Origin of the sequence: Halorubrum distributum JCM 13561, from assembly GCF_000337395.1 — an archaeon.
GTDB classification, from domain to species: Archaea; Halobacteriota; Halobacteria; order Halobacteriales; family Haloferacaceae; genus Halorubrum; species Halorubrum distributum.
Window position 1 is genome coordinate 41,456 of record NZ_AOJF01000019.1, and the last position, 17,987, is coordinate 59,442.

Here is a 17,987-nt window from a genome sequence, read left to right on the forward strand (position 1 = left end):
CCTCAGTTCTCCTCTTCGTCCAAAATCCGGAGATAGCGCTCGTAGTACTCGTCCCCGTACCGGATCATATCCTCCTCGCTCTCGCGGACGCCGGCGTCTTTCCGAACGTTCCCGTCGATGAAGGGCCGCGCGTCGATGGCGCGGAGCAACTCGACGTACGCGTCGGAGTACGGGTGCGTCTCGGCGTACTCGTTTCCGACCGCCCGTCGGAGAATTCGGTCGGCCTCGTCGGAGAGCTCGTCCCGCTCGACTCTGGGTCCGACGAACGTCGCCCGGAGGATCGTCTCCATCCGCTCCGGGCTCTCGGCGACCGCCTCCGCGATCGGCCGGTACACCGCCTCGTGGAACCGCTCTCGTTCGATTTCGACCCGGTAGGTGGTGTCTCTGTAAGTGACGCGGTCAGGGCCGTCGTCGTCGAGCAGCGCGCTCTCCGCACGGGCGGTCCCGTTACGGTACGCGTAGCCGCCCCGCTGGACCAGCCCCACGGGGTACCCGCCCACGTCCCCGCGGGCCCGGGCCGCAAAGTGGGCGATGTGGACCGCACGCTGGTCGGCCTGCGGCAGGTCCCCCTCGTCGCCGGCGTCGGCCGCCGACTCCCCGCCGTCGTCGCTCCCGGACCCCTCGTCGACCTCGAAGAGCCGGAGGACCGGATAGGTCTCGGCGACCTCGTCGACGACGACGGAACCGAGCTCGTAGTAGGTGCCGTCACGGAGGACGTACGCCGGGTCGTCGGGGCCCGCGAAGAACGGTCTCCGGTGCTGGGTCGCGTACGACTCGCCGGCCAGAACCGCGTCGAGGGCCGCCTCGTCCCACTCCTCGGGCGGGTCGTCGCGGCTGCGAACGTAGCGGTCGCGCAGCGACCCGTCGACCCGCGAGAGCGAGAGCCTGAGCTCCGGTCCGCCGCCGTCGCCCGCGTCGCCGTCGCTTCCGGTTCCGAGACAGCCGGCGGCGGCGCCGATTCCGCCCGCGAGCGCGCCGGCGAGGAGTCGACGGCGAGAGGGTGCGAGTTGGTCCATACGGACCGTACAGACAGGCGACTGAAAGGTATTGCCGAGACGCAAACGCTGGCTTGAGTCACCGGGGCCGACGCCGACGGAGCGGGTCCGCCGACGGGGTTATTGATTACTATTGGTTATTCGATGTCGGCGAAGAGTTTCCGCAAGTTATACCGTCGCCCGCGGAGTATCCGGCGGTAATGGACCGGAACATACAGGTCAGCCGCCTCGACCGGCAGGCGGTCGAGGACCAGGAGGTCGAGATCGTCGAGCGAAAGGGGATCGGTCACCCCGACTCTATCTGCGACGGGGTCGCGGAGTCCGTCTCGCGGGCGCTCTCCCAGCTCTACCTGGACCGCGTCGGCAAGGTGCTCCACTACAACACCGACGAGACGCAGCTGGTCGCCGGCCGCGCGGCCCCCGCGTTCGGCGGCGGCGAGGTCGTCGAGCCCATCTACATCCTCATCGTCGGCCGCGCCACGAAGGAGTACGACGGCGAGCAGCTCCCCGTCGATTCGACCGCGCTCGCGGCCGCCCGCGACTACCTCTCCGAGGCGATCCCGGAGCTGGAGTACGGCACTGACGTCGTCGTCGACGTGAAACTCGGCGAGGGCTCCGGCGACCTCCAGGACGTCTTCGGCGAGGAGACCCAGGAGGTCCCGATGGCCAACGACACCTCCTTCGGCGTCGGTCACGCCCCGCTCACCGAGACGGAGACCATCGTGTACGAGGCCGAGCGCGCGCTCAACACTACGTACCACGACGACCACCCCGAGCTCGGCCCCGACGTGAAGATCATGGGCAAACGCGAGGGCGACCGGATCGACATCACCGTCGCCGCCGCGATGGTCGACGCGTACGTCGACGGCCTCGACGAGTACGACGACGCGGTCGCGTCCGTCCGCGAGTACGTGGACGACCTGGCCCGCGAGTACACCGACCGCGAGGTCCACGTCGACGTCAACACCGCCGACGACTACGACGAGGGCTCCGTCTACCTCACCGTCACCGGCACCTCCGCCGAGCAGGGCGACGACGGCTCGGTCGGCCGCGGCAACCGCGCGAACGGGCTCATCACTCCGAACCGCCCGATGTCGATGGAGGCGACCTCCGGGAAGAACCCCGTCAACCACATCGGGAAGATCTACAATCTCCTCTCGACCCGCGTCGCCGAGTCCGTCACGAGCGAGGTCGACGGCATCCGCGACCTCCAGGTCCGCCTGCTCTCCCAGATCGGCCGCCCGATCGACGAGCCGCACGTCGCTGACGCGCAGATCGTCACGGAGGAGGGCGTCGCGCTCGACGACATCGAGGCGGACGTCCTCGAGATCGTCGACCGCGAGCTCGCTGACGTGACGGACGTGACCCGCAGCGTCATCGAGGGCGACGTCTCGACGTTCTGAGCGCAGAATAGTCGGAACGGCCGGCCGGTTCGAGGAGGACCGCCCCCGGGTTTCTACTGCCGAGACGCCGTACCGGTCAGCATGGCAGACGCTCCGGCTGACACCCCGACGCACGTCGACCTGAAGACCGACCTAACCGACGACGTGGCACTCGTCACGGGCGCGACGCGCGGTATCGGCGCCGAAATCGCCGCGGAGCTCGCCGACCTGGGCGCGACCGTCTACGCCGGGGCGCGCGACCCCGACGACGTGACCGCGGCGGACCAGCACGCGGTCCGGTTGGACGTGACCGACGACGAGGAGGTCCGCGCCGCGGTCGACCGAATCGAACGCGAGCAGGGCTCGCTCGACGTCCTCGTGAACAACGCGGGCGTGTTCGCTCGGTCCGGCCCCCTCCACGAGATGGACACCGCGGACTTCGACCGCACGATGGCCGTGAACCTCCGCGGTCCGGTCGTCCTGACCAAGCACGCGCTGCCGCTCCTCCTGGACGGGCCCGGCGGTCGCGTCGTGACCCTCTCGTCGGGACTCGGGCGGTTCACCGGCGGACAGATGGACGGCGACTACCCGGCCTACCGGCTCTCGAAGGTCGGCGTCGGCGGGCTGACGGCCTACTTACACGGCGAGTACGGCGATCGGGGCCTGATCGCGAACGCCGTCTCGCCCGGGTGGGTCCGGACCGACATGGGCGGCGACGGGGCGCCGCGACCGCCGTCGAAGGGCGCCGAAACGCCGGTCTGGCTGGCGCGGTTCGCGCCCGGGAGCCCCGCGGGACACCTCTGGAAGGACCGCGAGCGGGTCTCTTGGTAGTCACCGACCGCAACCGATTTCACCGCTCCCCGTGACCGCCGAGGTGTGACGCGGGTGTGTCTCCTCGGCGACCCCGACGTGGAGCTCTCCTACGAGCTGCTCTCTCGCGAGACGGCTCGCGACGCGCTCGCGACCTACGACATCGAGGAGCCGTTCGAGAACAGCGTCGCCGTCGACACCGTGAGCCTCGGCGCCGCCGTCTCCCTCCTCAACGACCTCGACTGGTACCTCGCCCGCTTCGTCGAGGAGGCGCTCGTCTTGGAGCCGTCCGTCGCGACCGACGAGTGGCTCTCCCGGGACCTCGCCCGCGAGGTCCGCGACGGCGACGTGCCACCCGAGGAGACCGACCAGCGCCTGAAGGTGTTCGGGCTCGTCGACGGCCGGCCGGTCGAGCCACTCTTCGTCCGACGGCGACAGGGCGAGACGCCCGAATACGACCTCCGCGACGTCGACGAGACCGTCGTCGTCCGCGTGAGCGAGTCGGAGTTCTCCGGATAGGGGCGGGGTCCCGCTCCGTCACTCGTCGACTTCCGCGAGGATCCGCGTCCGGATCGGGTCGACGTCGACCGGCGCCCACGCCTCCACGTCGTAGGTCACGTCCGCGAGCGTCTCCAGGCGGTCGTCGTCGCCTCTGTTTATCGCCTCGACCGCCTCCTCGCGGAGCCGGTCGAGCACCGCGTCCGCGAGCGGCTCGCGGTCGACCTCGCGGTCCGGCACGTCGAGGATGTGCGGGAGGTCTTCCGCCCCCTCCGGGAGCGTCGGGAACGCGGCCGGCCCGACCGCGAGGGCGGTCGATTCCGCGGTGGGGTCCGCCTCGCCGTCCGCTGCGGCATCGTCGTCGTCGGGCGCGTCACCGGTGAGCGCCCCGCTCGGCGCCGGCACGAGCGCGTACTCGGCGACCGCGAGGTCGATGGCGGCGTCGATGGCGTCCTCGTCGACCTCGGCCCGCTGTTTGAACGCCAGCTCCGAGAGCGCGTTCGAGAGCTCGGCGCGGGTGAGCCACCCGAAGAGGTCGACGACGCCGGCGAGGTCGTCGCGCGCGGCGACGCTCGGCCCGCTTCCGTCCGCCATCTCAGTCCTCCCCCGGGGCGGGCTCCGCCTGTCCGTCGTCGGTCGGCCGGGCGCCGACGGCGTCGACGCTGCCGGTCGCCCCGTCTCCGCGGACCGCGTCGAGATCCTCGCGCGCCGCCTCGTGGACCTCGTCGGGGTCGACCGGAGCGTCCTCCCACGCCGGGAGCCGCGTGTCGGGGCCGGGTTCGCCGAGCGCCTCGGCGTACGTGGCCACCTGCGAGCGCTCGTCGTCCGCGTCGTACGAGAGCCCGTTGAACGCCGCGTCGGCGGCGTAGCCGTCGGTCAGCGTCTCCGCGGCGTCGCGGTACCGCTCGGCGAGGCCGTCGTAGTCGACGTCGACGCCGGCGTCTTCGACCGCCCGCAGCGTCGCATCGCCGACCGCCCGGCTCATGTCGGCGAGGCCGGTCGGCCCCTCGACGGAGCGGTGGTCGTGCTCGTACCGGCCCAGGTCGACCTGCGCGCTGTCCGCGAAGCCGGCGTGGCCGAACGCCTCGCCGAGCGTCCCGACCTCCAGCCCCCAGCCGCGCTGGACGCGGAGCCGGGAGACGAGGTCGCTCGTCGCCGCGAACTCGCCGGCGAGCGCGTAGCGGAACGCGGAGAGGTACTCCAGGACGTCTGGCATCCGACCGGGCGCGGCGTCGCCGAGCGCGCGGACCAGCGGGCGAAAGAACAGCCGGAACAGCCGCCCGTACAGCGCCCCGTCCTCGACGCGGGCGTAGTACCCCTTCGAGAACCGGTACCCCTGTCCCAGCGGGAACAAGAGTCGGTTGACGAACGCCGGCGAGTAGGTCTTCGTGTCGGCGTCGTGGACGACGACGAACTCCTCGTCGAGCGCGCGGCCCAGGGCGAGCCACACGTCGCGGCCCTTGCCCCGCTCGCCGTCGAGCCCCCGCGCCTCCAGCAGCGAGGCGAGCCGGGGGCCGTCGCACCACAGCGTCTCGACGTCGAGGTCGAACCCGTCCAGCCACTCCGCGAACGGGCCCGCGCGGTCGGCGGCGGCCCGCAGCGGCACGATCACGCGGGCCGGGTCGACCGTCTCCAGCGTCGAGAGCACGCGCTCGGCCGCGAGCGTCCCGTACTCGCGCTCGGTCATCGGCACGACGACCGCCGCGCGGTCCGTGGGGGCGTCGGGCCGGTGGTCGGTCAACGCGTGGAGGGTCGTCACGCGCTCCTGAACGTACTCCATTTACCGATCACACGGGAGCGACGCCCAAAACAGGTGCGGTACCACCAACCGGATCGGGACGCCCCTCGCGAGTCCTCGCTTCCCGGGTCCAACGCTCCTCGGGTCCAACGCTCCCCGGGTCCGTCACCGTTCCCGCGTCACGCCGCTCGCGTCGCCCCCGCCGCACCGCCGGGGACGCGCCCGAGGCGGTACAGGGCCGCGTACGCGGCGACGAGGACCACTAAGCCGCCCGCGAGCGCGAGGAAGACGGCGTCGTACCCCGCGCCCGCCTCGATGGCCTCCCCGACGACCCACGAGCCGGCCGCCTGCGTGGACATCATTCCGGCCGAGAACATCGCGTACGCCGACGCGCGCGACTCGTCTGGCAGCGACGCCAGCAGGTACGTGTCGCCGGCCGGGAACAGCATGTGAATGGCGAAGCCGACGACGACGCTCGCGGCGATCACCGCCGCCAGCCCCTCCGCGACGACGACGAGGACGACCCCGCCGACGAACGCCGTGACGATGCCGAGCAGGTACGGCACGTGGGGGAGCCGGTCCGCGAGGTCACCGGACACGAGGAACGCGGGCACGCCCGCCGCGAAGATCACGGTCAGGAGGTTCCGCGCGGTCGCCCGTCCCAGTCCCTTGTCGATCATGTACAGCTCGTAGAAGTTGAACAGGCCCTGCCAGACGAAGCTCGTGAGCCCCATCAGCACGACGCCGGCGAGGATCAGCTTCCACTCGCCGCGGGCGGCCGCGAGGAAGTCCGTGTCGCTCGCGCCGGCGTCGGGGAGGTCGGTCCGCTTCGCGAGCGCGACGAAGAGGATCGTGCTGGCCGCCGCCGCGAGCGCCAGCGCGTAGAAGGCGTACCGCCAGTCGTACCACAGCGCGACGGTGACCGCGGGCGCGGCGATCACCGCGGAGAGCTGGCTGGCCATGCCGTGGACGCCCATCACGCGCCCGACGCGCTGCGGGAACAGCTCCGAGATGAACGGGTTCGCGGCGACGAAGTAGACGCCGGAGGCCAGGCCGACCGCGAAGGCGGCGACCATCAGCGCGAGCACGCTCGGCGCGAGGGCGACGCCGAGCGCGCCCGCGGTCAGCATCGCGCCGGAGACGACGATCACGCTGCGCCGCGTGAAGCGCGTGAGCGCCCAGCCGGCCGGGAGGCGCGGGGCGGCCGAGCCGAGCCACGCGAGCGTGACGATGAGCCCGGCGGTCCCCTCGCGGATCCCGAACGCGTCGATGAACTCGCCCACGAGGGGGGCGAACACGACGCGAGCGAAGTTGACGAGGAAGACCAGCGCGCAAAGCGATCCGAACAGCCTGGTCCGTGACACGGCGGCGATTCCGCGCGCCCGGACACAAGCGTTGCGAAAGCGGCGTGGCAGTGACTCGACACTCCGCCCGCCGCCGTCGACGCCCATCTCGCCCTTCTTGGCGTCGCTTTCGGCGAACTCGTCAGACCGATGTCGTACAGGGTTTTTATGCGCCCCGGCGACAAACCCCGGGTATGAAATCCACGCGCAAGGGGCTCCGCGACGGCGACCTGATGAAGGACACCTACGAGCGGCTGAACTGCGCCGACTGCGAGCAGGTGCTGAAAAAGGAGAACGACCCCGACGAGGTGTTCTCGGTCCGCATCTGTCCGGAGTGCGGCGCGCGGTTCAAGGAGCTTCGCTGACGCCGTCACCCCCCGTCGTCGCCCTCTCTCCTCTCTTCCGTCGCGGTCGATTCGTCGCTGGTCGGCCGCGCTCAATTCGCCTCGAACGAGTCCTCGACCGACGCCGCCACCGTCCGCGCCTCGCCCGTGACGGTCTCGATCCACCGGTACCGGGTGTACGCCTCGACCGTCGACCGCGCGTTCCGGTCGCCCGCCGCGAGCGCCCCGTCCGGCTCCGCGAACAGCGGGAGGAACTGCGTCGCCAGCCACCGGGCCAGCGGGTTCTCGCTCCCCGCGAGCGCCGCCGCCGACTCGACCGCCGCGGTCCGCGCCGCGCCGACCGCGGCCGCGTCCTCGGGGAACATCGTCTCGCCCGCCTCGACCCGGTCGGCGACGTCGCCGAGCGCCCGGAGCCGCGTCCACGCGAGCGCGGTCCGCGTCAGCCCGGTCGCCGGGTCGTCGGGCTCGTAGTCGTCGAACGCGACCGGGTCGAACCACATGTCGTCGAAGCTCCGGTAGACGGCGCTCGACAGCAGGGCGGCGCTCGGCGCGCCGCGCGCGACCGCCCGGTCGTCGACGAACGCATCCGTGCCCGGGTTCTGTCGGAGGTCCTCGACGCCCTCGCCGTGGAGCTCGCGGAGCCGGTCGCCCACCGTGCGGCCGAGCCGGTTCATCTCGCGACGCAGCGGCTCGGCGACCGCTTCCGGGTCGGCGAGCGACGCCGCGTACCGGTCCCGGAGGTACCGCCCCGACTCGACCAGCGACTGGACGCGCTCGACCTCGCCGGCCGCGTCCCCGGTCCGGAGCGGGTTCGCCTGGTCGGCCGGGCCGCTGCCGACCAGCGTCCGTCGCCGTGCCTCGTCGTACCAGCGCTCGATCGGGCCGTAGACGGCGGCGCCCGCCACTGGGTCGGCCGCCGGGCCAGGCAGCTCCTCCAGCGTCTCGAACGCCCGGTTCCGAACCGTCCCGATGCCGGCGGTCACCGCTTCCGGGTCGCCCTCGACGGTCACGGCCGCCCACGTGCCGGCGGCGGTCGCGGCGCGGTCCCGCGCGGTAGCGTACCGCTCCGCCGCCTCCAACGGCGGGAGCGCCTCGTCGGACTCCGGGAGCGCCTCGCGGGCCCCCGCCCGCTCCGTCTCGATCTGCTCGCGGATCGCGCCGTTCGGGAGCGTCCCCCCGGTCAGCGGCTCCGGAATCGAGGAGAGAAGCCGGTCGACCCGGTCGGCGAACGCCGCCGCGACCGCGGGCTCGACGTCGACGGGGACGATCCGCGGCGGGTCGGGGACGGGCCGGTCGAACTCCCGCGGGACGCCCTCGACGTCGAGCGACGGCGGGTCGTCCCAGAACCGCGGCCCGCTCCCCCTGCCGGAGCACCCGGCGAGCGAGCCGAGCGCGACGGCGCCGGCGGCCGCGAGCACGTCGCGCCGGGTGAGCCGTCGCGGCATCAGAAGTCACCCCACTCGTCGGCGGCCGTGGCGTTCCCGGTCACGGTCGCGTTCCCGTCGATCACCGCGTACTCGGTGTCCGTCGTCCGACACGGCGACCGTCCGCTGGAGCCGGACCCCCGGAGCCGGTCGTCGAGCACCGCGGGAAGCCGGAAGATCAGGGCCAGCGTGACCCTGGTGCCGGCCTCGCACGCCTTATCGGGCGGCCTTAGCTCGCGGCAGTACTCGTACTCGACGCGCCCGGGCTGCCACGAGACCGAGTGGATCTCCAGCCGCTGGCAGGACAGGATACCGGCCGGCGAGACGTACACCGTCTCCGCGTCGTAGTCCGTCTCGTCGAGGAACGACCGGACCCGCTCGCGGTCCGCGTCGGAGACGCCCTCGGCGACCAACAGCTCGTCAGCTCGGTCCGCGCTCGTGACGAGTTCGCGGCCGATCCGGGCTGGCTCGTTCTCGTCGGTCGCTTCGCTCCCGTCGAGGAGGACGCTCTCGCCGGCCGGGTTCCGCGGCTTTACCACCGTCGGGTCCGTCTCCGTGCCTCTCGTCTGCGGTCGGGCGGACTCCGCTTCCGAGTCGCTCGCGCCAGAACAGCCCGCGAGCGCGCCGACGACGCCGAGAGCGGCGCTCCCGAGGAGGGCTCGTCGCGTGGGGGCCATGTGACGGGTTTCGACGGGTCCCGACAAACGTCTTGTGGCCGCCGGTCCGGCCGCTGGTGCCGGCTCCGCGGCGTCGCGGCCGTCGTCCGGCTCACTCGAAGACGGCGTCGAACGCCGACGCGCCGAGCGGGTCGAAGGTGCCGGCCGCGACGTTCTCGCGGACGTGGTCGGGGTCGGTCGTCCCGACGAGCGACGAGGTGACCCCCGGCGCGCTCCGCGCGAAGTTGAGCGCGCGCTGGGCCGGCGTCTCCCCCGCGAGCGTCGCGTCGACGTCGGCGGGAACCGCGCCCTCGGCGGTCAGGTCCCCCTGTCCGACGCTCGCGCTCGTCACCACCGAGAGCCCGGCCTCGTGGGCGAATTCGAGGGTCGAGACGGGGCCGTCGGCGTCGGCGCCCGGCGGCGCGGGCTGGTTCCGCCGCGTGAACGCGTCCGCCATCGCGACGTTGAAGGGGAGCTGTATCGCCGCGAACCCGTGGTCGTCGTCGGGGCCGACCGCCTCGCCGGCGGCCTCGGCCCGCGTGAGCACCTCGCCGAGCGAGAGGTGGTCGTCGGCCTCGGCCGGGACCCGGAACGCGCTCCACGTGGCGACGCCGTACGCCCCGATATCTCCGGCCGCACGCCGGCGTTCGAGGGCCTCGAAGGCCGCGCCGATCTGGTCGTACACCTCGTTTCGCGACCGGGCGGCGAGCTGCGTCTCGGGGTTGTGGACGTAGAAGCAGTCGACCGAATCGAGGTCGAGCCGGTCGAGCGAGCGGTCCAGCGACCACTCCAGGTACGCCGGCGTCATCGCGTGCGCGCCGTTCGCAAGGTCGTCGGGCTCGACGATCCCGGGTTCGACGAACCGCTCGCGGACGTACGCGCTCGGGTCGGCCGGGCGCTCGCCGTCGAACGGGAGGAAGCCCCCCTTCGTCGCGACGACCACCGACTCGCGGTCGACGGGGGCGTCCCGGAGCGCCTCGCCGACGACGCGCTCGGCGCGGCCGCAGCGGTAGTTCGCGGCGGTGTCGACGTGGTTCACCCCCGACCGGAGCGCCAGTCCGATCGACTCGCGCGAGGCGTCGTCGACTTCGGGTGTCGGCTCGCCGAGGTACGTCCCGATCCCGACGCTGGAGACGACGCCCGGTCCGAAGCGACGGAAGTAGGTGCGCCCGAAGGCGTCGCCGAACCGGTTCCGGTACCCCCAGAGGGCCTCGCGAGTCGCCATGTGGTCGGGGTAGTCCGCTCGCGGGTAAAAGTCGCGCGGGAGGGCGGAGGCCGGGTCGCCCCGGTCCGTACCGCTCCGCCGGGGCCGCCGATCAGTCGGAGACGCGGAAGGTCCGCGTCGTGTCCCTGTCGCCGCGGACGACGTCGACCTCGACGAGGCCCAGCGAGGTGAATATCTCGCCCCAGTCCCGGTAGTACAGCGGCGTCTCGTCGTCGACGTAGTTCACGTCCGGGTCCGCCGCCGCCGACTCGCGCGTCGGGTCCTCGATCTCGGCCGTGACGAGGACGTCGTCGGTGATCCGCGCGATCTCCGCGAAGGCCGACTCGACGTCCGGATGGAGGTGTTGCAGCGTCTCGACCGAGTACACCGCGTCGAACGCGCCGTCGTCGAACTCCTCCAGGAGGTCCTCGATCGCGCCGCAGTAGAACGTCCCGTCCGCGGCGAGTTCGGGGTAGGCGTCTCGCATCGTCTCGAACGCCTCCGCGTTGATGTCGACCCCGGAGAGGTCCTCGAACCCGTGGGCGGCGAGGTGTTCGAGGTGCCGGCCCGAGCCGCACCCCAGTTCGAGGACGGCCGCGTCGCGGTCGAGGTGCGCGTCGAGGGCCTCGCGGATCAGCTCGCTCGTCTCGTTCGGTCCGTAGTGCGCGTAGTACGCCGGCGAGTATTCGCCCGCCCGGTTCGCCCACGACTCTCGGACGGAATTTGGTTCCACGTGTGCCAACGCGGGCAGAGAGGGAAAACGTCGTCGGACGGCGTCCCGCCGGCGGAGCGCGTCGATCCGCGTGTCCTCTCGTGTTTCGACGGATGAGTGCAGTTAATTGCTACACTACCCCATGATTGTCTATGACAAGCGATGAATACGATTATATCGTGGTCGGCGCCGGGTCGGCGGGCTGCGTCCTCGCGAACCGACTCACCGCCGACGGGGAGACGAGCGTCCTGCTCTTGGAGGCGGGCACGCCCGACGACGACCGGAACATGCGGATCCCGGCGGCGTTCCCGGAGCTGTTCAAGACCGACGCGGACTGGGAGTACTACACCGAGCCGCAGGACGGCTGCGCCGGCCGGGAACTCTACTGGCCCCGCGGCAAGACGCTCGGGGGATGTTCCTCGACCAACGCGATGATCTACATCCGGGGCCACCCCTCGGACTACGACGGCTGGGCCGAACTGGGCAACGACGGGTGGGGGTACGACTCGATGCTGGAGTACTTCAGGCGCGCGGAGACCTTCGAGCCGACTGACTCGTCTTACCACGGCGACGAGGGGCCGCTCAACGTCACCGACCAGTCGTCGCCGCGGCCCGCTTCCGAGGCGTTCGTCCGCGCGGCCGCGCAGGCCGGGCACGACCGCAACGACGACTTCAACGGGGCCGAGCAGGCCGGCGTCGGTCTCTACCACGTCACCCAGAAGAACGGGAAACGCCACAGCGCGGCCGACGCGTACCTCAAGCCGGCTCTCGATCGGTCGAACCTCACCGCCGAGACCGGCGCGCGGGTGACCGAGGTCACCGTCGAAGACGGTCGAGCGACGGGCGTGAAGTACAGTCGGGACGGGGAGGTCCGGTCCGTCGACGCGACCGAGGAGGTCCTCGTCAGCGCCGGCGCCGTCAACTCCCCGCAGATCCTCATGCTCTCGGGGATCGGCGACCCCGACCACCTCGCGGACCACGGGGTCGACGTGGAGGCGGCCTCGCCCGGCGTCGGCCGGAACCTCCAGGACCACCTGTTCGCGTTCACCGTCTACGAGACCGACGACGACGTCAGCACGCTGGACGACGCCGGGAGCCTCCGGGACCTGTTCAACTGGTTCGTCCGCAAGCGCGGGAAGCTCACCTCCAACGTCGGCGAGGCCGGCGGCTTCGTTCGCACCGACCCGGACGAGCCCCGGCCGGACCTCCAGTTCCACTTCGCGCCCTCCTACTTCATGGAACACGGGCTCGCGAACCCCGAGGAGGGGCGGGGGCTGTCGATCGGCGCGACGCAGCTCCGACCGGAGAGCCGCGGCCGCGTCAGGCTCAGCTCGGCCGACCCGTTCGAGGCGCCCGCCATCGATCCGAACTACCTCGACGAACGTGCGGACCTCGAAACCCTCGTCGAGGGCGTCAAGCGCGCCCGCGAGATCGCCGACCAGGACGCCCTCTCGGAGTACCTCGGCCGCGAGCTGTGGCCCGGCGGGGACGTCGAGACCGACGAGGAGATCGCTCGACACGTCCGCGAGGAGTGTCACACCGTGTACCACCCCGTCGGGACGTGTAAGATGGGCGACGACCCGGCGGCGGTGGTGGACGACGAGCTCCGCGTCCGCGGGGTCGAGGGGCTCCGGGTCGTCGACGCGAGCGTGATGCCCACGCTCGTCGGCGGGAACACGAACGCACCGACGATCGCGATCGCCGAGCGGGCGGCGGACCTGATCCGCGAGGATCGGCCGGCGACTGCCGAGGGACCGCTCTCGGCCGCCGGCGACTGAGCCGGCTCGCCCCGTTTCAGTACTGATAGGTTGCCCCGGCCTCTCTCGGTTCGGAATCAGCTGACTCCGTCACGCGCCTCCTGACGGGGTCCATACGTTGATCCAGGCCGGGCGTCAGACGCTCGCACGACGCAACGACTATACGGGGTCCGGGAGTCACGGGTGATAATGGCCTCGCTCACCGACCACCTGGCGGACCTCGTCGCGGACGTGGACGCCGCGCTGCTGTTCTCCCCGACGAGTTCCTTCTACGAGCGATTCGCGGACGCCGAGGTCGAGGTCGTCGTCGTCGCGCCCGACAACGACGTCGACGCGGAGACGTTCGTCGAGCTTCCCCTCCCGTTCGACAACGTCAAAGACCGGATCCGGTTCGGCATCGAGGGCGCGATGGACGAGGGGCTCCTCGCCGAGGGCGACGAGGTCGCGTGCGTCGCCTCGGTGTTCGACGGCGGCTCGGACGCGGTGATCCGGGCGACAGTGGACGAGGGCGTCCACACCGGGATCTACGACCTGTTCGCCAACTCGCGGGCGGAGCCGAGCGTGATCCGCGACGTGTTCGAGGTCGCGATCGAGCTCGGACAGAAGGGGCAGAAGGGGAAGCCGGTGGGCGCGCTGTTCGTCGTCGGCGACGCGGGGAAGGTGATGAACAAGTCGCGGCCGCTGTCGTACAACCCCTTCGAGAAGAGCCACGTTCACGTCGGCGACCCGATCGTGAACGTCATGCTCAAGGAGTTCTCGCGGCTCGACGGCGCCTTCGTCGTCTCCGACTCCGGGAAGATCGTCTCGGCGTACCGCTACCTCGAGCCCGCCGCCGAGGGGGTCGACATCCCGAAGGGGCTCGGCGCGCGCCACATGTCCGGCGCGGCGATCACCCGCGACACGAACTCGACCTCAATCGTCCTCTCCGAGTCCGACGGACTCGTCCGGGCGTTCAAGGCCGGGGAACTCGTCTTGGAGATCGATCCGGAGGAGTACTGACCCATGTCCGCGGCTCAGGTCGCCGTTCCCGACTTCCTCGTGAACGTGCCGTACCGGATCTGGCTGGCGCTCGCGGTGCTCGCGTTCGGGCTCGTGTTGGCGTACCTCACCGGCGTGATCAACCGCCGGCTGCTCCGGCGCGCCGGCGTCCCCGAGGTGATCGAGGGGACCGCCTTCGAGCGGACGGCCCGCGAGTTCGACACCTCCACGGTGCGAATCTTGGCCAAGCTGTCGAGCTACTTCATCCTCGCCGTCACCGTCATCGTCGCGCTCACCGTCGCGGACGTGAACTACCTCGAACAGTTCTGGTCGGGCGTCGCCGCGTTCCTCCCGCGGCTGTTCGTCGCCGTGGTCGTGTTCATCGTCGGAATCGTCGTCGGCGACAAGGCCGAACTGCTCGTCGCCGAGCGCCTCCGGGGGATCAAGCTCCCCGAACTCGGCGTGCTCCCGACGCTCGTGAAGTACAGCGTCGTGTACGTCGCGACGCTCATCGCGCTCGGCCAGGTCGGCGTCCAGACGCTCGCGCTCATCGTGCTGCTCGCGGCGTACGCGTTCGCGCTCGTGCTGTTCGCCGCGCTCGCGACGAAGGACTTGGTCGCCTCGGCCGCGGCCGGCGTCTTCCTGCTTCTCCGGCAGCCGTACGGCATCGGCGACGAGGTGCGGGTCGCCGGCGAGCGCGGCGTCGTTCAGGAGGTCGACCTCTTCGTCACCCACATCGAGACGGACGGCGAGGAACACGTCGTCCCGAACCACGCGGTGTTCCGCGAAGGGATCGTGCTGATCCGGGAGTAGCCCCCGATCCGACCACGTTGCGGCCGACGCCGACTCCGTTACCGATTCTCACGCTGTGAAAGTCGTTGTCACCCTATAACACGACCCGACGCCAACGTCGATACATGACCCCCGATACCGCGAGCGCCGCTTGCGACGGCTGGGACGGGAGCGAGTGCGAGGGGACGCCGCACTGCCCGCCGCGGTGTCCGCGCTTCGTCGACAAGGAGGGCGCGCGCTGGACGATCCGGCCCGCGACCGACGCGGACGAGCCGTTCCTCGCAGAGATGTACGAGCGGTTCGGCCGCCCCCACCGCGCGCAGGGGCTCCCGCCGGTGAGCCGGCGCCGGCGCGTCGACTGGATCCGATCCATGCTGTCGGAGGGGAACAACGTCGTCGCCGAGCGGAACGGCGAGCTGTTCGGCCACGCGATGTACACGCCGACCGACGCCGACACCCCCGAACTCGCCGTCTTCGTCCACCCGGACGCGCAGGACCGCGGCGTCGGGACGGAGCTGTGCCGTCACGTGATCGCCAACGCCGCGGCCGCCGGCCGCGACGGGATCGAACTCCACGTCGAGACCGGGAACCGGCCCGCGCGGAGCGTCTACCGGACGGTCGGCTTCGAAGTCGTCGAGCGGCGCGGCGACCTCCGGATGCGGGTCGACCTCGACCAGCCGATCGCGACCGAGGTCCGCTGGCCGCCGCTCGCCCGCGAGGGCCCCGCGGAGCCGGCGGTCGACCTCTCGCCGGGCGACGGCGGGGCCTCGCGCTCGCCCGCGGACGACTGAACCGGGGAGGCGCGCGACCCCCCTCACGAGGAGGGCCCCCTCGCCACCGCAACCGTTAGGCCCCGCCGACCCCAGGGTCCCGTAACCGTGGACGACGCCATCGAGTGGCTGCGGGACCGCCCCTTCTACGAGGGACAGATCGCCGACCACCGGCGGATCCCGGCCCGCGAGCCGGAGTTCGCCGACGTCGACCTCGAACCGCGGCTCGCCGACGCGCTCGCGGAGCGCGGGATCGACCGGCTCTACCGCCACCAGGCCGACGCGATCGAGGCGGTCCGCGACGGCGACGACGCCGTGCTCGCGACCGAGACGGCGAGCGGCAAGTCGCTCGCGTACACCGTCCCCGCGTTCGAGGCGGCGATGGATCACGGCGGACGGACGCTGTACATCGGGCCGCAGAACGCGCTGATCGCCGACCAAGAGGAGTCGCTGTCGGGGTTGGCCGGCGACCTCGGCTTCGGCAGCCGGGTCTCCGTCGACTCCTACACCGGGCGGCTGTCGCAGTCGGAGAAGCGCGACGTGCGCGACCGCCGGCCGACGGTTCTCCTCTCGAACCCGGACATGCTCCACTACGCGCTGCTGCCGTACGCGGGGCGCCTCTGGGACTGGTTCTTCTCCTCGCTGGAGTACGTCGTGATCGACGAGGTCCACAGCTACCGCGGCGTGTTCGGCTCGCAGGTCGCCCTGACGCTTCGACGGCTCGCGCGGACCTGCGAGCGGTTCGGCTCCGCCCCGCAGTTCGTCTGCTGTTCGGCGACGATCAACAACCCCGTCGACCACGCCGCGACAGTCACCGGCCGCGACCCCGATGGGATTGCCCTCGTCGACGAGGACACGTCGGGTCGGGGGCCGCGCGACTGGGTGCTGTGGAACCCGCCGGAGTACGACGACGACTGGCAGGAGCGCGGCAGCGGCCGCCGGAAGTCGAGCCACACGGAGTCGAAGCGGCTGTTCGTCGACCTCGTCACGGCGGGCCAGCAGACGCTGGCGTTCACGCGGGCGCGACAGACCGCCGAGCAGTACGCGACCGACAGCGCGAGCGACCTCCGGGAGCGGGGCGAGCGCGACCTCGCCGGGAAGGTGGGGGCCTACCAGGCCGCGCTCACCGACGACCGGCGCCGCGAGATCGAGGCCGACCTCCACGCCGGCGACCTGCGCGGCGTCTGGTCGACGAGCGCCCTCGAACTCGGCGTCGACGTGGGCGGGCTCGACGCGGTGGTGCTTGACGGCTACCCCGGAACCCGGATGTCGGCCCACCAGCGCGCCGGCCGAGCGGGCCGCGGCGACGACCCGGCCCTGGTCGTGATGGTCGGCGGCGAGGACCAGCTCGACCAGTACCTGATGCGCAACCCGAGCGACTTCTTCGACGCGCCGCCCGAGGACGCCATCTGCGACCCGGAGAACGGCCAGCTCATGCCCGGCCACGTCGCCTGCGCGGCCGACGAGAACTGGCTCTCGCCCGAGGACGAGCGCTTCTTCGGCGACTCCTTCCCGGGCGTCGTGGCGGACCTCACCGACGAGGGCGTGCTGAACCGGCGGGAGGCGGCCGCGGGCACGCGGTGGGTTCACGCGGGCGGCTCCAGTCCGCAGCAGTCCGTGAACCTGCGCACCGCCGAGGAGCGCGAGATCTCGCTGATCGAGCGGTCGAGCGGCGAGACGGTCGCGACGCTCGGCTTCGCCGACGCGCTCCGCGACGCCCACCCCGGCGCCATCTACCACCAGCAGGGCCGCACCTACGAGGTGGTCGAGCTGGACCTCGACCGCGACGTCGCCGAGCTCCAGCAGTCGTGGGCGGACTACTACACGCAGGTGCGCTCCGACAAGGACATCGTCGTGAACGAGGACCTCGACGAGCGCGCGCTCTCCGCGCGCGAGGACGTCCCCGTCCGCTTCGCGGACGTGACGGTCACGGAGCAGATCACCGGGTTCGTCCGCAAGGACGCCGCGACGGGGGAGTCGCTCGGCGAGTCGACGCTCGACCTCCCGGAGACGACGCTGCGCACGAAGTCGCTGTACTTCCCCGTCCCGGAGGACATCGAACGCGAGATGCGGCGTCTCGGCGACGTGGTCGACGGCGACGGCTCGGGTGACCCCGAGGTCAGCGCCGACGGCGGCGAGCCGCCGAATGGCGAGTCGGCCGTTGACGACACCGCCGACGACGGGGAACCGATCCCGGGCGGCGAGTACGCGTTCAACGGCGGCATCCACGCGGCCGAACACGGGATCATCTCGCTGTTCCCGTTCCACCTGCTGTGCGACCGCGCCGACGTCGGCGGCATCTCGACGCCGCACCACCCGCACACCGAGGGGCCGGCGGTGTTCGTCTACGACGGCTACCCCGGCGGCGTCGGACTCACCCGCCGCGGCCACCGGCGGATCGAGGAGCTGATGACGCGGACGGCGCGGCTCATCGACACCTGCGACTGCGAGGGCGGCTGCCCCGCCTGCGTCCAGTCGCCGCACTGCGGCAACGGGAACGACCCCTTGGCGAAGGCGCCCGCCGTCCGCCTGCTCGAATCGCTGACCGGGGCCGAAGCGGGCTCCTGACTGCGTCCACCCAAAG

At 71.7% G+C, this 17,987-nt stretch carries 17 protein-coding genes; 9 read left to right on the forward strand and 8 right to left on the reverse strand.

From position 1 onward, the window contains the following. Positions 1 to 2: 2 nt before the first annotated feature. Complete coding sequence (locus tag C470_RS00970) at positions 3 to 1,016, reverse strand: hypothetical protein (protein ID WP_008364577.1); 1,014 nt, start codon at positions 1,014 to 1,016, stop codon at positions 3 to 5. A 179-nt stretch (positions 1,017 to 1,195) separates the two neighbouring features. Between C470_RS00970 and C470_RS00975 the strand changes: the two genes are divergently transcribed. From C470_RS00975 to C470_RS00985, 3 genes are all read left to right on the forward strand, one after another. Next, positions 1,196 to 2,398, forward strand: a complete 1,203-nt coding sequence (locus tag C470_RS00975) for a methionine adenosyltransferase (RefSeq protein ID WP_008364579.1) — start codon at positions 1,196 to 1,198, stop codon at positions 2,396 to 2,398. An 81-nt stretch (positions 2,399 to 2,479) separates the two neighbouring features. Then, complete coding sequence (locus C470_RS00980) at positions 2,480 to 3,208, forward strand: SDR family NAD(P)-dependent oxidoreductase (RefSeq protein WP_008364581.1); 729 nt, start codon at positions 2,480 to 2,482, stop codon at positions 3,206 to 3,208. Between the two features lie 45 nt (positions 3,209 to 3,253). Next, on the forward strand, positions 3,254 to 3,706 hold the full coding sequence (locus tag C470_RS00985) for a DUF5804 family protein (protein WP_007993020.1): 453 nt from the start codon (positions 3,254 to 3,256) through the stop codon (positions 3,704 to 3,706). Between the two features lie 18 nt (positions 3,707 to 3,724). Here C470_RS00985 and C470_RS00990 read toward each other — a convergent pair whose 3' ends face one another. From C470_RS00990 to C470_RS01000, 3 genes are all read right to left on the reverse strand, one after another. After that, complete coding sequence (locus C470_RS00990) at positions 3,725 to 4,279, reverse strand: DUF7109 family protein (RefSeq protein ID WP_008364583.1); 555 nt, start codon at positions 4,277 to 4,279, stop codon at positions 3,725 to 3,727. A gap of 1 nt (position 4,280) precedes the next feature. Further along, positions 4,281 to 5,465, reverse strand: a complete 1,185-nt coding sequence (locus C470_RS00995) for a glycosyltransferase-like protein (RefSeq protein ID WP_008364584.1) — start codon at positions 5,463 to 5,465, stop codon at positions 4,281 to 4,283. A gap of 137 nt (positions 5,466 to 5,602) precedes the next feature. Further along, the gene (locus C470_RS01000; RefSeq protein WP_008364586.1) at positions 5,603 to 6,787 is read right to left on the reverse strand and encodes an MFS transporter; all 1,185 of its coding nucleotides are present in this window, start codon (positions 6,785 to 6,787) and stop codon (positions 5,603 to 5,605) included. 173 nt (positions 6,788 to 6,960) lie between these two features. Here C470_RS01000 and C470_RS15985 point away from each other — a divergent pair, with 173 nt between their 5' ends. Next, positions 6,961 to 7,131 (forward strand): HVO_0758 family zinc finger protein, encoded by a 171-nt coding sequence (locus C470_RS15985; protein ID WP_004595617.1) that lies wholly within the window; start codon positions 6,961 to 6,963, stop codon positions 7,129 to 7,131. Between the two features lie 71 nt (positions 7,132 to 7,202). Here the strand turns inward: C470_RS15985 and C470_RS01005 are convergent, their stop codons facing one another. From C470_RS01005 to C470_RS01020, 4 genes are all read right to left on the reverse strand, one after another. Further along, positions 7,203 to 8,555 (reverse strand): hypothetical protein, encoded by a 1,353-nt coding sequence (locus C470_RS01005; protein WP_008364588.1) that lies wholly within the window; start codon positions 8,553 to 8,555, stop codon positions 7,203 to 7,205. Next, entirely contained in the window at positions 8,555 to 9,211 is a 657-nt protein-coding gene (locus C470_RS01010) for a hypothetical protein (protein ID WP_004595619.1), read from the reverse strand. Before C470_RS01010 ends, C470_RS01005 begins: the two co-directional genes overlap by 1 nt. Positions 9,212 to 9,302: 91 nt before the next feature. Then, the gene (locus C470_RS01015) at positions 9,303 to 10,415 is read right to left on the reverse strand and encodes an aldo/keto reductase (RefSeq protein ID WP_008364591.1); all 1,113 of its coding nucleotides are present in this window, start codon (positions 10,413 to 10,415) and stop codon (positions 9,303 to 9,305) included. Between the two features lie 91 nt (positions 10,416 to 10,506). After that, positions 10,507 to 11,127 carry a class I SAM-dependent methyltransferase gene (locus tag C470_RS01020; RefSeq protein WP_008364592.1) on the reverse strand — a complete coding sequence of 207 codons (621 nt, stop codon included), beginning with the start codon at positions 11,125 to 11,127 and terminating at the stop codon, positions 10,507 to 10,509. A 131-nt stretch (positions 11,128 to 11,258) separates the two neighbouring features. Here C470_RS01020 and C470_RS01025 point away from each other — a divergent pair, with 131 nt between their 5' ends. From C470_RS01025 to C470_RS01045, 5 genes are all read left to right on the forward strand, one after another. Next, positions 11,259 to 12,884 carry a GMC family oxidoreductase gene (locus tag C470_RS01025; protein ID WP_082226630.1) on the forward strand — a complete coding sequence of 542 codons (1,626 nt, stop codon included), beginning with the start codon at positions 11,259 to 11,261 and terminating at the stop codon, positions 12,882 to 12,884. Positions 12,885 to 13,052: 168 nt separating this feature from the next. After that, positions 13,053 to 13,862, forward strand: coding sequence for a diadenylate cyclase DacZ (gene dacZ / locus C470_RS01030; protein WP_004595623.1), 810 nt, complete (start codon positions 13,053 to 13,055; stop codon positions 13,860 to 13,862). Positions 13,863 to 13,865: 3 nt separating this feature from the next. Then, the gene (locus tag C470_RS01035) at positions 13,866 to 14,654 is read left to right on the forward strand and encodes a mechanosensitive ion channel domain-containing protein (RefSeq protein WP_004595624.1); all 789 of its coding nucleotides are present in this window, start codon (positions 13,866 to 13,868) and stop codon (positions 14,652 to 14,654) included. Between the two features lie 104 nt (positions 14,655 to 14,758). Continuing rightward, on the forward strand, positions 14,759 to 15,424 hold the full coding sequence (locus tag C470_RS01040) for a GNAT family N-acetyltransferase (protein WP_008364595.1): 666 nt from the start codon (positions 14,759 to 14,761) through the stop codon (positions 15,422 to 15,424). Between the two features lie 87 nt (positions 15,425 to 15,511). Beyond that, entirely contained in the window at positions 15,512 to 17,971 is a 2,460-nt protein-coding gene (locus tag C470_RS01045) for a DEAD/DEAH box helicase (RefSeq protein WP_008364597.1), read from the forward strand. Positions 17,972 to 17,987: the final 16 nt, after the last annotated feature.